Raw genomic sequence first — 15,182 nt, 5'->3', positions numbered from 1 at the left:
GTAAGTACTGGTCTAGTCAATAATTATAGTCTCCGATGATTCTTCGTAGCACCTATTCAGCCTGCTTGCTGTGCCTTATCACGTTGTGGGTGACGGCCTGCAACACCGACGATCCTGAATTTAATGCCCCGGTTACGCCCGAACGTATTGCTTTCTCATCCAGTCGCCTGTACCCCGAAGGTATTACGTACTCCACGCTACTCGACAAGTTCCTGGTCAGCTCCATTACGCAGGGAAAAATTGGTACGGTAGATCAAAATGGACGGTATGCCGATCTGATAACAGACAGCCTGCTTATCAGTAGCCTTGGCATGAAAATACACGATGGCCGTCTGTATGTATGCAATGGCGATCAGGGTGTGTCGACTAAAAGTACAGCCCAAACGACGGGTAAAACGGCTGGTCTCTACATTTACGATCTTAATACACGGCAGGCGCTGCGCCGGATTAATCTGGCTACCCTGATGCCAAATGCGAGTCATTATGCGAATGACATGGCATTCGATTCGCTTGGAAACGCTTATGTAACAGATTCTTTCGCGTCGGTCATTTATAAAGTACCCGCTGATACAACACGCCCCAGCATATTGATCAATTCCCCTCTTTTCTCGGGCGCGCCGGGGACAATCAACCTGAATGGCATCGTTTATCACCCCGGTAAGTACCTGATTGTGGTAAAGGCAAACGAGGGAAAGCTGTTTAAAGTGGATTTGACCAATCCAAGTAGGATTACAGAAATAACGGGCGTGAACCTGCCGGGAGGGGATGGCATGCTGCTGTATAACAATGATTTATACGTAGTGAACGGCCGGAATAAAGTCTCGCAGATACGTAGCACGGACGGCTGGAAAACCGCTTCTATTGTCAAAACAGATTCTGTCGGCTATGATCAGGCAACGACCAGCGTATTGTTTAATGACAGGATTTACACCATTAATGCCCGCATCGGTGAAGTAAGTGCCGCCGTAGCCGCCAAAAATCCATCGTTGCTTCAGGCTAATGGATATAGTATTCAGCAGTTCAGGTAGTTGGTTCTGAAACAGAAATTACGCAAAACACCCCTAAATCCCCTGAAGGGAACTATATCTAAGTGCGAGCAAAGTCCCCTTCAGGGGATTTAGGGGTGTTTCATGTTAGTATTTAGCATTAATCGGGCAATACCTTCACCATAATATCTTTGTAATAGATGACGCTTTTGGGATCGTGGCCTTGCAGAGCAATGGTGCCATGGCTCAAATGGCGTTTGTCTTTACGGCCGGGCGCGCTCAGGCTGTCAGGTTCGGTGTAGTCATTGATGATCTTGTCGTTAACTCTGACCGTCACCTTCTTACCCTGCACCGTGATTTGTTCAGTATACCATTCGTTGTCTTTCACGAACACATCTTTTACGTCCTGAAAGGAATAAACGCTGCCTGTTTTACGCCAGTCGGTATGGCTCTGGTTCACCTGGATTTCGTACCCCTGAGAAGGCCAGCCCGTTTCCTGATACGCCGTGTGAATGAACATACCCGAGTTGGCGCCGGGCATCGTTTTAACCTGCGCTTTCCACTCGAAGTTCTTGAAATCGTGGTTACCGACAGGGCCTTCATAAAACAAGTGTGCCCGTGGGCCGGCCACCATAATGGTGCCATCTTTAATGCTGAACGTGCTGGCATTGTCACCGACTTTCCAGCCGTTAAATGTCTTGCCGTCAAAAATACTGACCCAGCCGTCGGCCTTGGGGTGACTGATGAAGCTGATGCAGAAACCAACTACGAGCGTGGCCGCTAAAAGAGTCAATCGAGTTTTCATAAGAATAGGGCGAGTTGTGTTTTAGAATCGTCCATCATCAAAAGCATAAAAGCGGCAAAAACTAATCATATTACGTATAGCACATAAATTTTTGGCTCTGTTTACTGGCCTGAGAAAAGGAGGTCAAAAAGCCGTTCTACGTCGTTTGGCTAATAGCCCTACAGTGTAAAAAAGTGAGCTAAATCAGAACTATAATTGTCATAATTCTGATTTAGGCTGAAAAAGAGCCATTTATTTGTTCACTAAGACCAGACCTACTCCCAAAACTGCCTGATTCTATGCAAGAACACTGCTCTAATTTTGGTAAATTTGCGGTATGATTTCCATTACAAATCTCTCTTATTATCTCGGTAGCCGGGCGCTTTATGAAAATGCATCGCTACACATCAAGCCAAACCAAAAAATTGGTCTGATTGGGCTGAACGGTACCGGAAAGTCTACGTTACTACGTATCATAAATGGCGAATACCAGGCCGACGGAGGAACTATATCGAAAGCAGGTGACGTAACCATCGGCTTCCTGAATCAGGATTTGCTATCCTATCAGACTGACGACTCCATCCTGTCCGTAGCCATGCAGGCCTTTGAACGGCAGAATGAATTGCAAATCAAGATCGAGGAATTGCTCCACAAAATGGAGACCAATTACACCGACGATCTGGTTGATAAATTAGGGAAGGCGCAGGAAGAATTCGATGCCCTTGATGGTTATACGATCCAAGCCAGAGCCGAAGAAATTCTGGAAGGGCTCGGTTTCTCAACCGACGACCTGCACCGGCCGCTGAAGTTGTTTTCCGGGGGATGGCGGATGCGGGTAATGCTCGCGAAGTTGCTCTTGCAGAAGCCCTCGCTGTTGATGCTCGATGAGCCGACCAACCACCTGGACTTACCGTCTATTCAGTGGGTTGAAAAATACGTTCAGAACTACGAAGGTGCCGTAATCGTGGTTTCCCACGACCGTGAATTCATTGATAATGTGGTTGATACCATTGTCGAAGTATCGGGCGCTAAATTGAATTACTACGCGGGCGACTACTCCTATTATATGGAAGAGAAGGCGCTGCGTAATGAGATTCAGAAAGGCGCTTTTGAAAATCAGCAGGCCAAAATCCGGCAAACGGAACGGTTTATCGAACGATTTAAGGCGAAAGCGTCAAAGGCTAAACAGGCGCAAAGTCGGGTGAAACAACTCGAACGCATGGAGCTTGTCGACGATGTGATCGACAGCAATGCACGAGTCAATTTCAAGTTTAATTTCTCGCAGCAACCCGGTCGTCACATTCTGCACCTGGATGATATTTCGAAAGCGTACGGCGAGAAACGCATCCTGACCCATTCCACGGCCCGGCTCGAACGGGGTGACAAAGTGGCCCTGATTGGTGCCAACGGACGTGGGAAATCGACACTGCTACGGATCATTTCGGGTTCTGAGCCCATCGACGGTGAGCGCGTACTGGGCTACAACGTATCGTTTAGCTTCTACGCCCAGCACCAGCTTGAGTCGCTTCGGGTAGATGATTCGATGCTGGACGAACTCAAACAGGCGAACCCAACCAAATCGGACGGTGAACTGCGTGGCGTACTGGGCTGCTTCCTGTTTTCGGGCGACGATGTGTTCAAGAAAATCAAAGTGCTGTCCGGGGGCGAAAAATCGCGCGTGGCGTTGGCGAAGGTGTTGCTCTCACAAGCGAACTTCCTGCTGCTTGACGAACCGACCAACCACCTGGACATGCAATCGGTGAATATTCTGATTCAGGCCTTGCAACAGTACGAAGGCACCTACGTAGTGGTTTCCCACGACCGGTATTTCGTGTCTCAGATTGCCAACAAAATCTGGTACATCGAAGACGAGCAGATTAAAGAATATCCAGGCACGTACGACGAATATGAATGGTGGCAGGAAGAGCGCAAAGCGCAGGGCATTGTGCCATCGAAACAACCCGTCGACAACTCGAAGATGCAACCCGTAACCAGTCCGGCTCCCGCTGCGAATGGTCATTCAACCAACGGGAAGTCAGCCACGAATGGTCGCGCATCGGAGGATGAACGCAAGGAATGGCAGAAAACGCTTAAGAATCTGACTCGTCAGGCCCAGGAGTCGGAAACCAAAATTGCTCAGTTGGAAGATCGCAAGAAATGGCTGGAAACCGAACTGGCCAACCCAGCCACCTACGGCGATGATAAGCTGATGCAGGCCAAAAATGACGAGTACCGACACGTAGTAGCCCAAATCAATCAGCTACAGGACGAGTGGGAATTGGCGATGCTGGAAGCTGAAGAATGGGAAAAGAAATTGGCATAATCTATTGTCTGTTAGTCTACTAAACAAAAGCCGGAGCGTTTATTACCTCCGGCTTTTGTTGTATAAAGGCGTTTCAGATTAGCAAAGGATTTCCACTACGTAATAAATTGCTCTACCAGCAGTAGGTCAGGCTCAGCCGGGCAAAGAAAGGTGTGCCTGGCGTAAAATGTATTTCATCGACAGACGCAGCTTCACCCTTTAGACGGCTTTCCGTGGCAAACTGGGTTTCTTTCCAGCGGGTGTTCAGCAGGTTCTGCACCGAAAGCCCCAGCGTGTAATTTTTTCGGGCGTAGTTCGCCTGCATGTCAGTGACGAAATAGCCTTCGGCTACGATCGAGTTGTCTTCGTTAGCCGGTCGGTCGGCCATGTACCGGTAGCGTAGTGAACCGCTTAACCCATGCTGCGTTTGTAGCGACAGGCCTCCCGTTGACGTAAACACTGGGGCGAGTGGCAGGTAATTTTGCCCCGCTTCGGCGTCAAGCGATCGGGGATTGGCGGTGTTCAGATCAAGGTCGGTAAACAGACTTTTTGTTAACTGATAGCGCATCGATACGTCCACGCCCTGCCGACGGGATCGTCCACTCGGTTCAACCACGCCTTCATCCCCTACATACACAAACTCCTGTTGCAGCCATAAATACCAGGCAGCCGCGTTAATCAGCAGCTGGGGAAACGGTTTAAACATGATACCTACATCGGACCCATAAGCACCTGGTAAAATCTCGCGTCCGTTCTGCGCCGTTACCACACGGGCATCATTGGAATGAAATCCTTTCCCCGTGTTTAAGTAAAATTGTAGCCTGGGATTGACCGTGTAATAAACATTCAGCTTGGGCGATACAATCGCCTGGGTGGCCCGCCTGGTTGTGGTGGCCGGAGCCGCGCTCGCCTTAGCCAGCAGATCCTCGTATTGGGAACGAAAATAATCAACCCGCACCCCGGCAGTAATGGTAAAACGGCTCGTTACCTGAACCAACTCATCAGCGTAGAGTGCCGCGTTAATTTCGTTGACATTACCAAGCTGGATCGGGTTCAGGGTCTCTACCCGATTTTTGGTATGCGACAGTTCCGTACCCTGTGTTAGATCCTGGCGGTACTGTGCGCCCAGAGTCGTTGTCCAACTCGTTTTGCCAAGGCTCGTTTGGGTGGCATAGCTGCCATGGTAGCCAAACAGATTCCGGTGTTCTTTCTGCCGAATCTGATCACCATTGACTGTATCTCTCAAAAAGAAGGTGAAGTCGGAATACAACTCAAAGGTGTAATTACTGTAGAAAAACTGATTTTTGATGGTGTGGTTACGTGGAGTCACTGTCACCAATTGCGCATTGACATTCGTTCGGCTCGTTTCTCCGCCTTCGGTAGGATCAATGGAACCGAACCAGCCAATTAAACCGGAATCTATGGCTCGATCAGGAATTTGTCCCGAATGATTCCACTTGCTCCAGAACGTAGAGCCCGTCAGGGTCAGATCCGTGTTAGCCACCAGGTGGCCGTGGTACTTTCCGACTACATTGATTCGCTTAAAGTTCTGTGGATTGTCGAAATACGAGTTCGTATACGAATACTCGGATGCCAGGTAAGCCGATCGATTTTTCGCTCTGCTTCCCTGACCCAATAGATTTAGCCCGGCCACCGTCCGATACGTATCAAATTGACCAGCTTCCAGTTTGACAAAGGAACGATCCAGAACGGTGCGCGTTCTGAAATCTGCCCATCCGGCCGTGGCCAGGTTACCCTTATCGGTCGTATAAGGCCCTTTTTTGAAATCTACGCCGTCGACTAGCTCAGGAATCACAAAATGCAAATCGGCATACCCTTGTCCGTGAGCATGAGAGACCATGTTGACAGGCATACCATCTACTGTTAGCCGAATGTCAGTTCCGTGGTCTAAATCAAAGCCCCGCAGAAAAATCTGTTCGGCTTTACCGCCCCCGGCGTGTTGGCCTATAAACAAGCCGGGCACGGACCGGAGAATTTCCTGTGAATTGGTGATGGGGCGTAATTTAATATCCAGACTACTGATAAGTTGCTGATCATGAGGCCGCTGCGCTGAAACCTGTACCTGCTCCAGTTGAACGGGCGCGCTGGCTAAATTAACGTTAATAAACGTAGTACGATCATCCGCTACTGTCGCTGTAACCAACTGGTTTTCAAAGCCCACGTGAGAGAACTCTAGTTTATAAGGAGCCGCTACCAGATCCGTGAAACGAAATTGTCCCTGGTCATTGGTAAGCGTCAATTTGCCCAATCCCGTCAACTGAACCGATACACTACGTAGTGGTAAATGCGTCGATTGGTCGTAGACAATACCGGCGATGGTACCCAGATGGGCAAATGCTATCTGGCACGTTAGTAGTCCCAATGGTAACGTAGCGAGGAGAGTTCTTAATTTAATTGATTTCAAATAACTCATTACCAGTATTTTCGTAACCATATAAACCCGGCCAGCGTAGTAAGGACCAATAGATCATGAACGGGTATGGTATCGTGAATAAGGAAGCTACCCGGCTTGTTGCGGCCCATCCTTACGTGGCCTGGATATATTCTCGCGCCAGGTCAGAAATAAAGCCAGGCCAGCCAGCAAAGCTACTATATAGGGCGCATATCCGACTATCCGTTCTACCCCCTTTGTCAGTCTATTGCCCTCGCCGGTAACCCGCTCAATGATCCAGCCCATAGCAGCCACGGCGGCCAGAAAAGCACCGATCCACCGTACAGCCCAGTAGGCTGGTGTGCGGCTCAGCAGCATCAACCAGGGAATCGTCAGGGTGATTACCAGTAGTTGCATGAGTTCGATACCCAGATTGAAACCCAGAATACTCAATGCCATCGGACCTGTATTCAGGTGCAAATTGGCCAGTGTACTGCCGAAAGCCAGCCCATGAATCAGGCCAAATCCAGCCGCGATCCAGGCTTCCCGGCCCGCAAATAAAGGCCGTATGGCATGAGCCGCTGATACCAGAATGGACACCGCAATGAGTAGTTCGACAGGTTGGCCGGGCAATCGAAGCCAGCCCAGCGCCCCCAGTAGTAAAGTCAGAGAATGACCAATTGTAAATGCGGTCACGATTAGCAGAATGTGGCGAAGGCTGTAGCGGACGCCCCCAAATCGGCCCCATCGACCACTGACAACCAGGAGTGGGGCGGGCAGCAACAGTATCAGTAAAAATAGCAGATGGTCCGTTCCTTCGGCAATATGCTGCATCCCGAGCCGTACCATGGACGTAAATCCCGTCCATGCACTACCTGATTCGAGACTAATCGCAAGAGGTAGAATCCGGTTATTCACAATATCCAGGCTAATAATACCTACTTGCGCGGGAGGCACATCAGCAACCAGACCCCGTTCCCAATCCTGCTGGACTGATACCAGAATTTTATGTGTCACCACCTGATGCAGGACGACATCATACTGAAAGACAAACCGCCGGACATCGGCTCCAAGAGGGGGAATCAGTCGGACTTGCGCCGTTAGTTCGCGGTATACTCCATGAATGGGGTTTTTGGTTTCCTGTACCGCCAACGTGCCCACTGATACGTTCCAGGCTCGCCCATCAGGGCTTTGCGGGCGGATGTGTTGGGCCAGATACACTCGCAGTTGAGGGCCAAGCCGATCCACCAGCGTAGTGGATGAATCGTTGACGGCATGACCAAAAGCCGCCTGCAACTCGTTCAGCGGAATTTGCAGTTCGGCGTCGATTCGGTCGGCATGCATGCTAAGCAGCACTACCGAATTGGGCATTGGATGAGCGGTAGCTACAGGTTGTAACCCTGGTAAAAGGAGACTCACTAGAAAAACCATCAGCCATCTGACTGGACGGCTGATGGAGAAAAACGGATGCTTCATGAAAGATAGTTACTTATTTCTGCAACCTGGACTAAATAGATGAGTAAGTCAACGGGTTAGTTTTCAGACCTTCGGTTCTGCAGGCTGACGCAGATATCTACCTAAAAACTTCATCTTCATCGTACAGGTAAAATATAATTATGTTTTATTTGTACCATTATGGGAGACTATAAAAAGGGTAGGGGAGCGCAGTTCAATACGGCTAATTCATATTCGACTCATCAATACGAGCCAGAGAATTTGACTCCAATATATGATGTCGATTTTCCCGAACCAAAGCTGAAAACGCAGTTTTTGGTGGAGATGCCCAAACAAATTATCAGTCGTTCGACAAGCCCGGACATTGGTTTTACCGCTTCCATTAACCCATACCAGGGATGTGAGCATGGGTGCATTTACTGCTATGCCCGACCCTCGCACGAATACTGGGGCTTTTCGGCGGGACTGGATTTTGAGAGCAAAATAATGGTCAAAAAAAACGCGCCCGAGTTGCTGGAAAAACAGTTTCAGTCACGTTCCTATAAACCCGGAGTCATTCATTTTTCAGGCAACACCGATTGCTACCAACCTGCCGAACGAACGTATCAGCTTACGCGTCAGATGCTTCAGCTTTGTTTGCGTTACCGAAATCCAGTGTCGATCATTACAAAGAACGCCCTGATTCTACGTGATTTAGACATTCTTAAACCGCTTGCTGAATTGAAGCTGGTGAACGTAGCGATTTCCATCACCACGCTCAACGAGGAGCTTCGTATGCTGATGGAGCCACGTACCGTCACGGGTATGCAGCGCTTACGGACAATGGGCACCTTGCACAAAGCAGGCGTACCGGTGGGCGTTATGACGGCACCCATTATTCCCAGTCTGAACGATCACGAAATTCCTAAATTAATTGAGCTGGCCGCCGAACAGGGCGCTTGCTGGGCGGCTTATACCCTTGTTCGGCTCAACGGAGCCTTAGGTCCATTATTTACTGATTGGATAAAACAAGCGTTGCCAGACCGTGCCGACCGCGTATTGAACCAAATCGCGGATTGCCACGGCGGACAATTGAATGATTCGCGCTTCAACACCCGCATGTCGGGGGAGGGGCAGTTTGCCCAGCAGATTGCCCAATTTCACCGGATCGCCTGCCAGAAATACCTTGCCGGACGACAGCCCGCCGATCTTACTACGTCCTTATTCAGACCCGCCGGGCAAATTGGGCTATTTGAGTGAAATGTCTGATCTATTTCTCAACCGTAAACCGCTTCGTTATTTGGTTACTATTCTCCGCCTGCGCCAGCCGGGTGGTGTGATCAAACGACTGTGTCACGGTTGTGTGAATGCCTTTGCAGATCGAGTCGAGCGGTAAATCATTGTCGTCGGTACCGAACGGGTTCTCAATTTCTTCGGCAATAATCTCAAGGCTGGCCAGTACGTAGAAAACGAATACAACCAATGGAACGACCAGGAAATGGAGCGTGTAGACGTAGCCCAGCGGCAACGTAGCACAGTAGGTGAAGATGAATTTTTTGATGAATGAACTATACGAAAACGGAATCGGGGTATTTTTGATACGTTCGCAAGCCCCACAAATATCCATGAACGACTGAATTTCAGGGTTCAGAAACAGCAGGTGCTCGGGTAGCAGTATTCCCTGACGCTGTAAATCATTGATCTTGCCGAAAATCGCCATCGTGATCTGCTGTGGCACATGCTCGCTCAGATGCAGATCCTGAATACCGAACGTAGCACTATCCGTAAACTCTTTCTCGGGCGATCGTTGCCGAAGGTGATTTTTCAGCGCATAGGCGAAATTGGGTATCATCGCCCGAAAAAACTGGCGAGCCTCAGTTTGCGACGGCTCCAGTAACTGGTCCATTTTAAGGGCCATATTCCGGCTGTTATTCACCAGGGCGCCCCATAGTTTCCGACCTTCCCACCATCGGTCATAAGCTGTATTGGTGCGAAAAACCAGCAACATCGAAATAACGAAGCTCAGCAATGTATGCATGAGCGACAGGTTCTTAAGGTGTTGGTTATCACTTAGCCCAAGAAATTCGATAATGTAGACGATAACGAAGGAATATACGCCGATGGCTATCAGAATAGGTAGTAGCTTGCGAACCGTGTCAGCCCGGTTGAACGTGATGATAAAGCGGAACCATTCTTTCGGATTATAATTGACCATATATGTATTGGGTTATACGATCCAGGATTTTCGCTTAGGGCCGTGCCACGGTTATTAACTACGGTCAGAACAACCGTAGCACCGCCCTAAGCGAAAATCCTGGACTATAATCATACGGGATTTTACGGACGTTGTCAACTGTAAATCCGTCCGACATTCAGAAGTTTGTATAATCATGTTGCCCCGAAAGCGTTTAGTTACCAACTACGTCCTATAAAAAAGCATATTGAATGATTGTTTCCTTTAGGCTGATTGCCAGTCTCTTTTTCTGGATGCTGACGGCTCCGTTGGTGGCGCAACAACTCCAGACCATTGATCACATTTATGATCCCAAAGTTGAAACGGTGCTCCTGTTTCCGCAGATCAGCACCAACCTCAACGATCCCTCGCTAACCCTAAATCCGCCCGTTATTTCGCTCGATGAGCAGACTCCTCTCCAACTCGAATTCGATGACCTGACGGCTAATTATCGCTCATTTCGGGCGCGTCTGGTTCACTGCAATGCCGACTGGCAGCGGTCCATCCTGAACGATATTGAATTTACGTATGAGTACAATGATAATCCAATTACGGACTATCAGACGTCGATTAACACCAAGATCCCCTATTTTCACTATCGGTTTACGTTACCACGCGTAAAGCTGCCGGGTAATTATTTGCTGGTGGTATATGATGAACGGAACCGCAATAATATCATTTTCACCCGCCGGTTCTGCACGTATCAGAATCGCTTGCAGGTGAACGCTGCGATACGTTTCTCCTCAGCGCCGGACCGCCAGTTCAGCGACCAGCAGATTGATATGGCGATCAGCTACAAAGGGTATCAGGTTATCTCACCGCAGGACGATTTTAAAGTAGTGATCCGGCAGAATTACCGCGATGATCGCGTCATCCGGGGACTACGTCCAAGCAATGTGCAGGCATTTGATCAGGTGCTGGAATACCGACTGATTGATTTGAGCAACACGATGCCGGGTGGTAATGAGTTCCGGTTTTTCGATACGCGAACCGTTTTGTCCCGCGCCAACTATATTGAGCGAATTGACCGGCTTGCTGACCGAAATATTGCGTATGTACAGGTCGATAAGCCACGAAATCAAGGCACATACATCCAAAGCGACGATTTCAATGGCTTCTTTGTCATCGACCAGCGTGAAACCAGCAACGGGGCCACCAATGGCGATTACATCGAAACGATTTTTACGCTCAAAATCCCGGAGGTGCCGGGTGTCGATGTATTTGTTAATGGGGCTTTCAACTTCTGGCAACTAAACGATCGTAACAAAATGACGTTTGACCCCCTGCTGACTGCCTACCGAGGGTCAATGCTACTGAAACAGGGCGTTTATAATTACGACTACGTTGTGCAGACAACCGGTCCACAACCCAGAGTGGACGAACACTATATTGAGGGCAGTTTCTCCGGCACTGAAAATGATTACGAGATATTCGTTTATCATCGCCCACCAGCCGCCCGCGCCGATCAACTGGTCGCGTATCAGAAGGTGGGCGTGAATAAACGGAAGTGATTTTATGGCTTAAATTCCTTTAGCCCCCGAATCAATTCGGGGGCTAAAGGAATTTAAGCGCTGTGTAAAAACTCCATAATATCGCCGTCCTGCACGACGTATTCTTTGCCTTCAACGGCTAATTTACCCGCTTCACGAACACCCGCTTCCGTCTTGAACTGCGAGAAATCGGGGAGTTTCATGACTTGCGCCCGAATGAATTTGCGCTCGAAATCGGAGTGAATGACCCCGGCAGCCTGCGGGGCTTTCCAGCCCCGGTGAATCGTCCAGGCGCGAACTTCCTTAACACCCGCCGTGAAATACGTAATCAGGCCCAGCAATTTGTAGGAGGCTTTAATCAGCTTGCTCAATCCCGATTCGGTCAGGCCGTATTCGCCCAGAAATAACTCGCGTTCTTCCGGGTCTTCCATTTCCGCGATTTGCGATTCGATACCCGCGCTGATGACAATTACTTCAGCCCCTTCGTCTTTTACCGCTTCTTTTAACGCATCCGAATACGCATTACCATTTGGCAGGGAGCCTTCATCGACGTTTGCTACGTAGATGACGGGCTTCACCGTCAATAGGGACAGATCGCCAATGGCGGCTTCACGTTCCTCATCTGACACCTGTACTGTCCGTGCGCTTTTACCCGCTTCCAGCGTCGTTTTGTAAAGTTTCAGAATCTCCAGTTCAGATTTTGCTTTGGCATCCCCAACGCGGGCCGCCTTATCGATCTTCTGAATCTTTTTTTCGACTGCTTCCAGGTCTTTTAGCTGAAGTTCGGCATCAATAATTTCCTTATCGGACACAGGATTTACTTTGCCTTCGACGTGCACAATGTTGTCGTCTTCAAAACACCGGATCACGTGCACGATGGCGTCAACTTCCCGAATATTGGCCAGAAATTTATTGCCCAGCCCAGCCCCCTGACTGGCTCCTTTTACCAAACCAGCGATGTCGACGAACTCGATGATCGTTGGTACTACTTTTTGGGGTTTTACCAATCCTTCGAGCGTATCCAGGCGTTCATCCGGAACGGTTACTACGCCCACGTTAGGTTCTATTGTGCAGAATGGATAGTTGGCGGCTTCGGCCTTTCCACTCGAAATAGCATTAAATAATGTTGACTTGCCCACGTTTGGCAAACCCACAATTCCACATTGAAGTCCCATAGTTTAATGGCGAAAGAGGGAATGAGTAAAAGAGCGAAAAACTGCCGAACGGCTTTCACCGCCCCGGCGGCCCGGTCTTTCATTCTTTCGGTCTTTCACTCTTTAAGTTTTTGCAAAAATACAACCGCAACGGCGGACCGCAAAAAAAGCCTTCGACGTGGGTCGAGGGCTAAAAGGGTGGTAGATGAGTTGAAGATCAATATGAAACTAGTAAAGTAGAGTCTAAATCATTCGTATATTCAGTTATTCCCATTTTAATTCACTGGCAAAATCGCTCTGTTCATCGCGTTCGCGCTGGACAAACTGCGTAAAATCTACGTCGGGCATTAACTCTGTTTTGACGTGTTCTACGGTTTCCTGGAGCGCTTCAACGAACTTATCGAAATCTTCTTTGTAGAGAAACATCTTGTGTTTTTCGTAAACGAATCCTTCGCCTTGTGGATGCCGCCGGCTCTCCGTAATGGTGAGGTAATAGTCGTTCGTGCGCGTCGATTTAACGTCAAAAAAATAAGTTCGTTTACCCGCCCGAACCCGCTTCGAGTAGATTTTCTCCCGGTCTCTTTCGTCCACAATCAGTAAGGTTTAGTCAGTTCACAACCGCTAAAGTACGGGCAAACGGGAAAGAACAAAAAGAAAGGGGATAAATATTATTTGGGGCAGAATAACCCCAAATAATCAGCGAGTTGTGGAGGCTACTCTACAGTTTTTTTGCTAATTGCTTGGTAATTAAGCCAATCTGTTTTATCTTTGTTATACAGGAATTGCACTTTTTGGGGACGGGATGTATGTGAGTTCGATCAATATACGTGCCGTCTAATTTTTTTCACGTAACCAAAAGCTGTATGAGTTTAATCGTATCCCTTATGTTGTTTTTTAGCAACATAAAATCGGCGGAGGTCCTTCCGGGCCTCATACAGAAAGGCAAAGCGTCTTTTTATTCCAAGAAGTTCAATGGTCGCAAGACCTATTACGGTGAGCGCGTTAGCTCCGATGCGCTTGAAGGAGCCCATCTCCACCTCCCACTGAATACGTTAGTTGAGGTTACAAACCTAGACAATCAACGTTCGGTAATTGTACGAATCAATGATCGGGGGCCATTTTCGAAGGGCCGCGTCATTGACCTAACCCACGCAGCGGCTAACGCACTGGGCATGGTTTCCAAAGGAATTGCCAACGTATCGCTTCGCGTAGTTGGTAAAGGCCGCGCGATCGCGTTGTCTCCTTCGGCATTCTCTGCGCCCATTGCTTTCCAGTCGATGCTGGAACCAGTCCTATAACGTAGTCTAACCAACCTACGCCAACAGAGCCGTTCGATATTTCCCTGTGCAATTCCTGCCGGAGATGTCGAACGGTTCTCTTTTTGCGTTGTTAACGAGTGAAAGAATGAATGAGCGAAAGAGCGAATAGCTGGACTCGCAATTTTTTATTCGCTCTTTCGCTCATTCATTCTTTCACTCTTAGAATACATGAAACAAGCTCTTAATCTGGGTCAGGTACGCTCGTTTGGGAACGTCGAATTTCTGGCCCGCCAGTTGGTCGAAGGATTCATTACCGGACTACACAAATCACCTTTCCACGGCTTTTCGGTGGAGTTTGCCGAACACCGACTTTATAACACGGGTGAAACCACCCGCCATATTGACTGGAAAGTATTTGGTAAAACGGAGAAGCTATTTGTCAAGCGGTACGAAGAAGAAACGAACCTGCGGTGTCATTTGCTGATTGATACGTCGTCGTCGATGTATTACCCAGAGGATACCTATGGGAAGATGACATTCAGTGTGATGGCAGCGGCCTGTCTGGCGTATATGCTTCAGCGTCAGAAAGATGCGGTTAGCCTTACGACGTTCGCCGATGTGATTGATCTGCAAACACCAACGAAATCGACGCCTTCGCACGTTCATAAACTTTTCACACAATTAGACCAGTTGATGCAGCAGCCCAAGCCCCTCCGTAAAACGTCAGCGGCTGAGGTAATTCATGAGGTGGCTGAGAAAATAAACAAACGGTCGCTGGTGGTGATTTTTAGCGATATGTTCGACAACAGTGATAAATCCGACGCGTTATTTTCGGCTTTGCAACATCTGCGCCACAATCTGCACGAAGTATTACTATTTCACGTAACGGACAAAAAAACGGAAGAAGATTTTTCGTTCGATGAGCGTCCCTACGAATTCATTGATCTGGAAACGGGCGAGAAAGTTAAACTACAACCAGGACAGGTACGTGAAACCTATCAGCAGGCTGTGAAAACATATTTCCAGGAATTAAAAATGCGCTGCGGTCAATATAAGATCGACTTTATCGAAGCCGATATTGCCCAGGGCTTCGATCAAATTCTGACCGCTTATCTGGTGAAACGCACGAAGATGAGGTAAAAAGGGGA

Annotated in this window: 12 protein-coding genes; 6 read left to right on the top strand and 6 right to left on the bottom strand. The window is 48.7% G+C overall.

The window, feature by feature from the left end; genetic code table 11:
• Positions 1-35 precede the first annotated feature (35 nt).
• Positions 36-1,028 carry a gluconolaconase gene (locus ACYVEA_RS01490; protein WP_461111529.1) on the top strand — a complete coding sequence of 331 codons (993 nt, stop codon included), beginning with the start codon at positions 36-38 and terminating at the stop codon, positions 1,026-1,028.
• A gap of 118 nt (positions 1,029-1,146) precedes the next feature.
• Here ACYVEA_RS01490 and ACYVEA_RS01485 read toward each other — a convergent pair whose 3' ends face one another.
• Positions 1,147-1,791, bottom strand: a complete 645-nt coding sequence (locus tag ACYVEA_RS01485) for a 3-keto-disaccharide hydrolase (RefSeq protein WP_461111528.1) — start codon at positions 1,789-1,791, stop codon at positions 1,147-1,149.
• 316 nt (positions 1,792-2,107) lie between these two features.
• Here ACYVEA_RS01485 and abc-f point away from each other — a divergent pair, with 316 nt between their 5' ends.
• Entirely contained in the window at positions 2,108-4,093 is a 1,986-nt protein-coding gene (abc-f, locus tag ACYVEA_RS01480; protein WP_461111527.1) for a ribosomal protection-like ABC-F family protein, read from the top strand.
• Positions 4,094-4,205: 112 nt separating this feature from the next.
• Here abc-f and ACYVEA_RS01475 read toward each other — a convergent pair whose 3' ends face one another.
• Both ACYVEA_RS01475 and ACYVEA_RS01470 read right to left on the bottom strand, forming a co-directional pair.
• Entirely contained in the window at positions 4,206-6,506 is a 2,301-nt protein-coding gene (locus tag ACYVEA_RS01475; RefSeq protein WP_461111526.1) for a TonB-dependent receptor, read from the bottom strand.
• Between the two features lie 87 nt (positions 6,507-6,593).
• Positions 6,594-7,835: a HupE/UreJ family protein gene (locus tag ACYVEA_RS01470; protein WP_461111525.1), complete on the bottom strand. Its 1,242-nt coding sequence runs from the start codon at positions 7,833-7,835 to the stop codon at positions 6,594-6,596.
• Positions 7,836-8,099: 264 nt separating this feature from the next.
• Between ACYVEA_RS01470 and ACYVEA_RS01465 the strand changes: the two genes are divergently transcribed.
• The gene (locus tag ACYVEA_RS01465; protein WP_461111524.1) at positions 8,100-9,158 is read left to right on the top strand and encodes a PA0069 family radical SAM protein; all 1,059 of its coding nucleotides are present in this window, start codon (positions 8,100-8,102) and stop codon (positions 9,156-9,158) included.
• Between the two features lie 10 nt (positions 9,159-9,168).
• On the opposite strand, the gene ACYVEA_RS01460 is transcribed toward ACYVEA_RS01465, so the two are convergent.
• Positions 9,169-10,113 carry a bestrophin family protein gene (locus ACYVEA_RS01460; RefSeq protein WP_461111523.1) on the bottom strand — a complete coding sequence of 315 codons (945 nt, stop codon included), beginning with the start codon at positions 10,111-10,113 and terminating at the stop codon, positions 9,169-9,171.
• Positions 10,114-10,385: 272 nt separating this feature from the next.
• On the opposite strand from ACYVEA_RS01460, the gene ACYVEA_RS01455 reads away from it, so the two are divergent.
• Complete coding sequence (locus ACYVEA_RS01455; protein WP_461112934.1) at positions 10,386-11,642, top strand: type IX secretion system plug protein; 1,257 nt, start codon at positions 10,386-10,388, stop codon at positions 11,640-11,642.
• Between the two features lie 53 nt (positions 11,643-11,695).
• Here the strand turns inward: ACYVEA_RS01455 and ychF are convergent, their stop codons facing one another.
• The gene (ychF, locus tag ACYVEA_RS01450) at positions 11,696-12,796 is read right to left on the bottom strand and encodes a redox-regulated ATPase YchF (RefSeq protein WP_461111522.1); all 1,101 of its coding nucleotides are present in this window, start codon (positions 12,794-12,796) and stop codon (positions 11,696-11,698) included.
• A gap of 243 nt (positions 12,797-13,039) precedes the next feature.
• A complete protein-coding gene (locus ACYVEA_RS01445) occupies positions 13,040-13,366 on the bottom strand; it encodes a DUF3276 family protein (RefSeq protein ID WP_093824204.1) in 327 nt (108 codons plus the stop codon).
• Positions 13,367-13,638: 272 nt separating this feature from the next.
• On the opposite strand from ACYVEA_RS01445, the gene ACYVEA_RS01440 reads away from it, so the two are divergent.
• Both ACYVEA_RS01440 and ACYVEA_RS01435 read left to right on the top strand, forming a co-directional pair.
• On the top strand, positions 13,639-14,073 hold the full coding sequence (locus ACYVEA_RS01440) for a septal ring lytic transglycosylase RlpA family protein (RefSeq protein ID WP_093824206.1): 435 nt from the start codon (positions 13,639-13,641) through the stop codon (positions 14,071-14,073).
• Between the two features lie 189 nt (positions 14,074-14,262).
• Entirely contained in the window at positions 14,263-15,174 is a 912-nt protein-coding gene (locus tag ACYVEA_RS01435) for a DUF58 domain-containing protein (protein ID WP_461111521.1), read from the top strand.
• Positions 15,175-15,182: the final 8 nt, after the last annotated feature.

It is taken from the genome of Spirosoma jeollabukense (assembly GCF_054777855.1).
The sequence above is the reverse complement of the archived record's forward strand: the minus strand, read 5'-3'. Positions and strand labels throughout refer to the sequence as shown.

Bases quoted from the DNA above. Each gene is read 5' to 3' on its own strand.
- ACYVEA_RS01465 (WP_461111524.1), top strand. From the start codon at position 8,100: ATGGGAGACTATAAAAAGGGTAGGGGAGCGCAGTTCAATACGGCTAAT.
- ychF (WP_461111522.1), bottom strand. From the start codon at position 12,796: ATGGGACTTCAATGTGGAATTGTGGGTTTGCCAAACGTGGGCAAGTCA.
- ACYVEA_RS01435 (WP_461111521.1), top strand. From the start codon at position 14,263: ATGAAACAAGCTCTTAATCTGGGTCAGGTACGCTCGTTTGGGAACGTC.
- ACYVEA_RS01460 (WP_461111523.1), bottom strand. From the start codon at position 10,113: ATGGTCAATTATAATCCGAAAGAATGGTTCCGCTTTATCATCACGTTC.
- ACYVEA_RS01440 (WP_093824206.1), top strand. From the start codon at position 13,639: ATGAGTTTAATCGTATCCCTTATGTTGTTTTTTAGCAACATAAAATCG.
- ACYVEA_RS01470 (WP_461111525.1), bottom strand. From the start codon at position 7,835: ATGCCCAATTCGGTAGTGCTGCTTAGCATGCATGCCGACCGAATCGAC.
- abc-f (WP_461111527.1), top strand. From the start codon at position 2,108: ATGATTTCCATTACAAATCTCTCTTATTATCTCGGTAGCCGGGCGCTT.
- ACYVEA_RS01490 (WP_461111529.1), top strand. From the start codon at position 36: ATGATTCTTCGTAGCACCTATTCAGCCTGCTTGCTGTGCCTTATCACG.
- ACYVEA_RS01475 (WP_461111526.1), bottom strand. From the start codon at position 6,506: ATGAGTTATTTGAAATCAATTAAATTAAGAACTCTCCTCGCTACGTTA.
- ACYVEA_RS01455 (WP_461112934.1), top strand. From the start codon at position 10,386: ATGCTGACGGCTCCGTTGGTGGCGCAACAACTCCAGACCATTGATCAC.
- ACYVEA_RS01485 (WP_461111528.1), bottom strand. From the start codon at position 1,791: ATGAAAACTCGATTGACTCTTTTAGCGGCCACGCTCGTAGTTGGTTTC.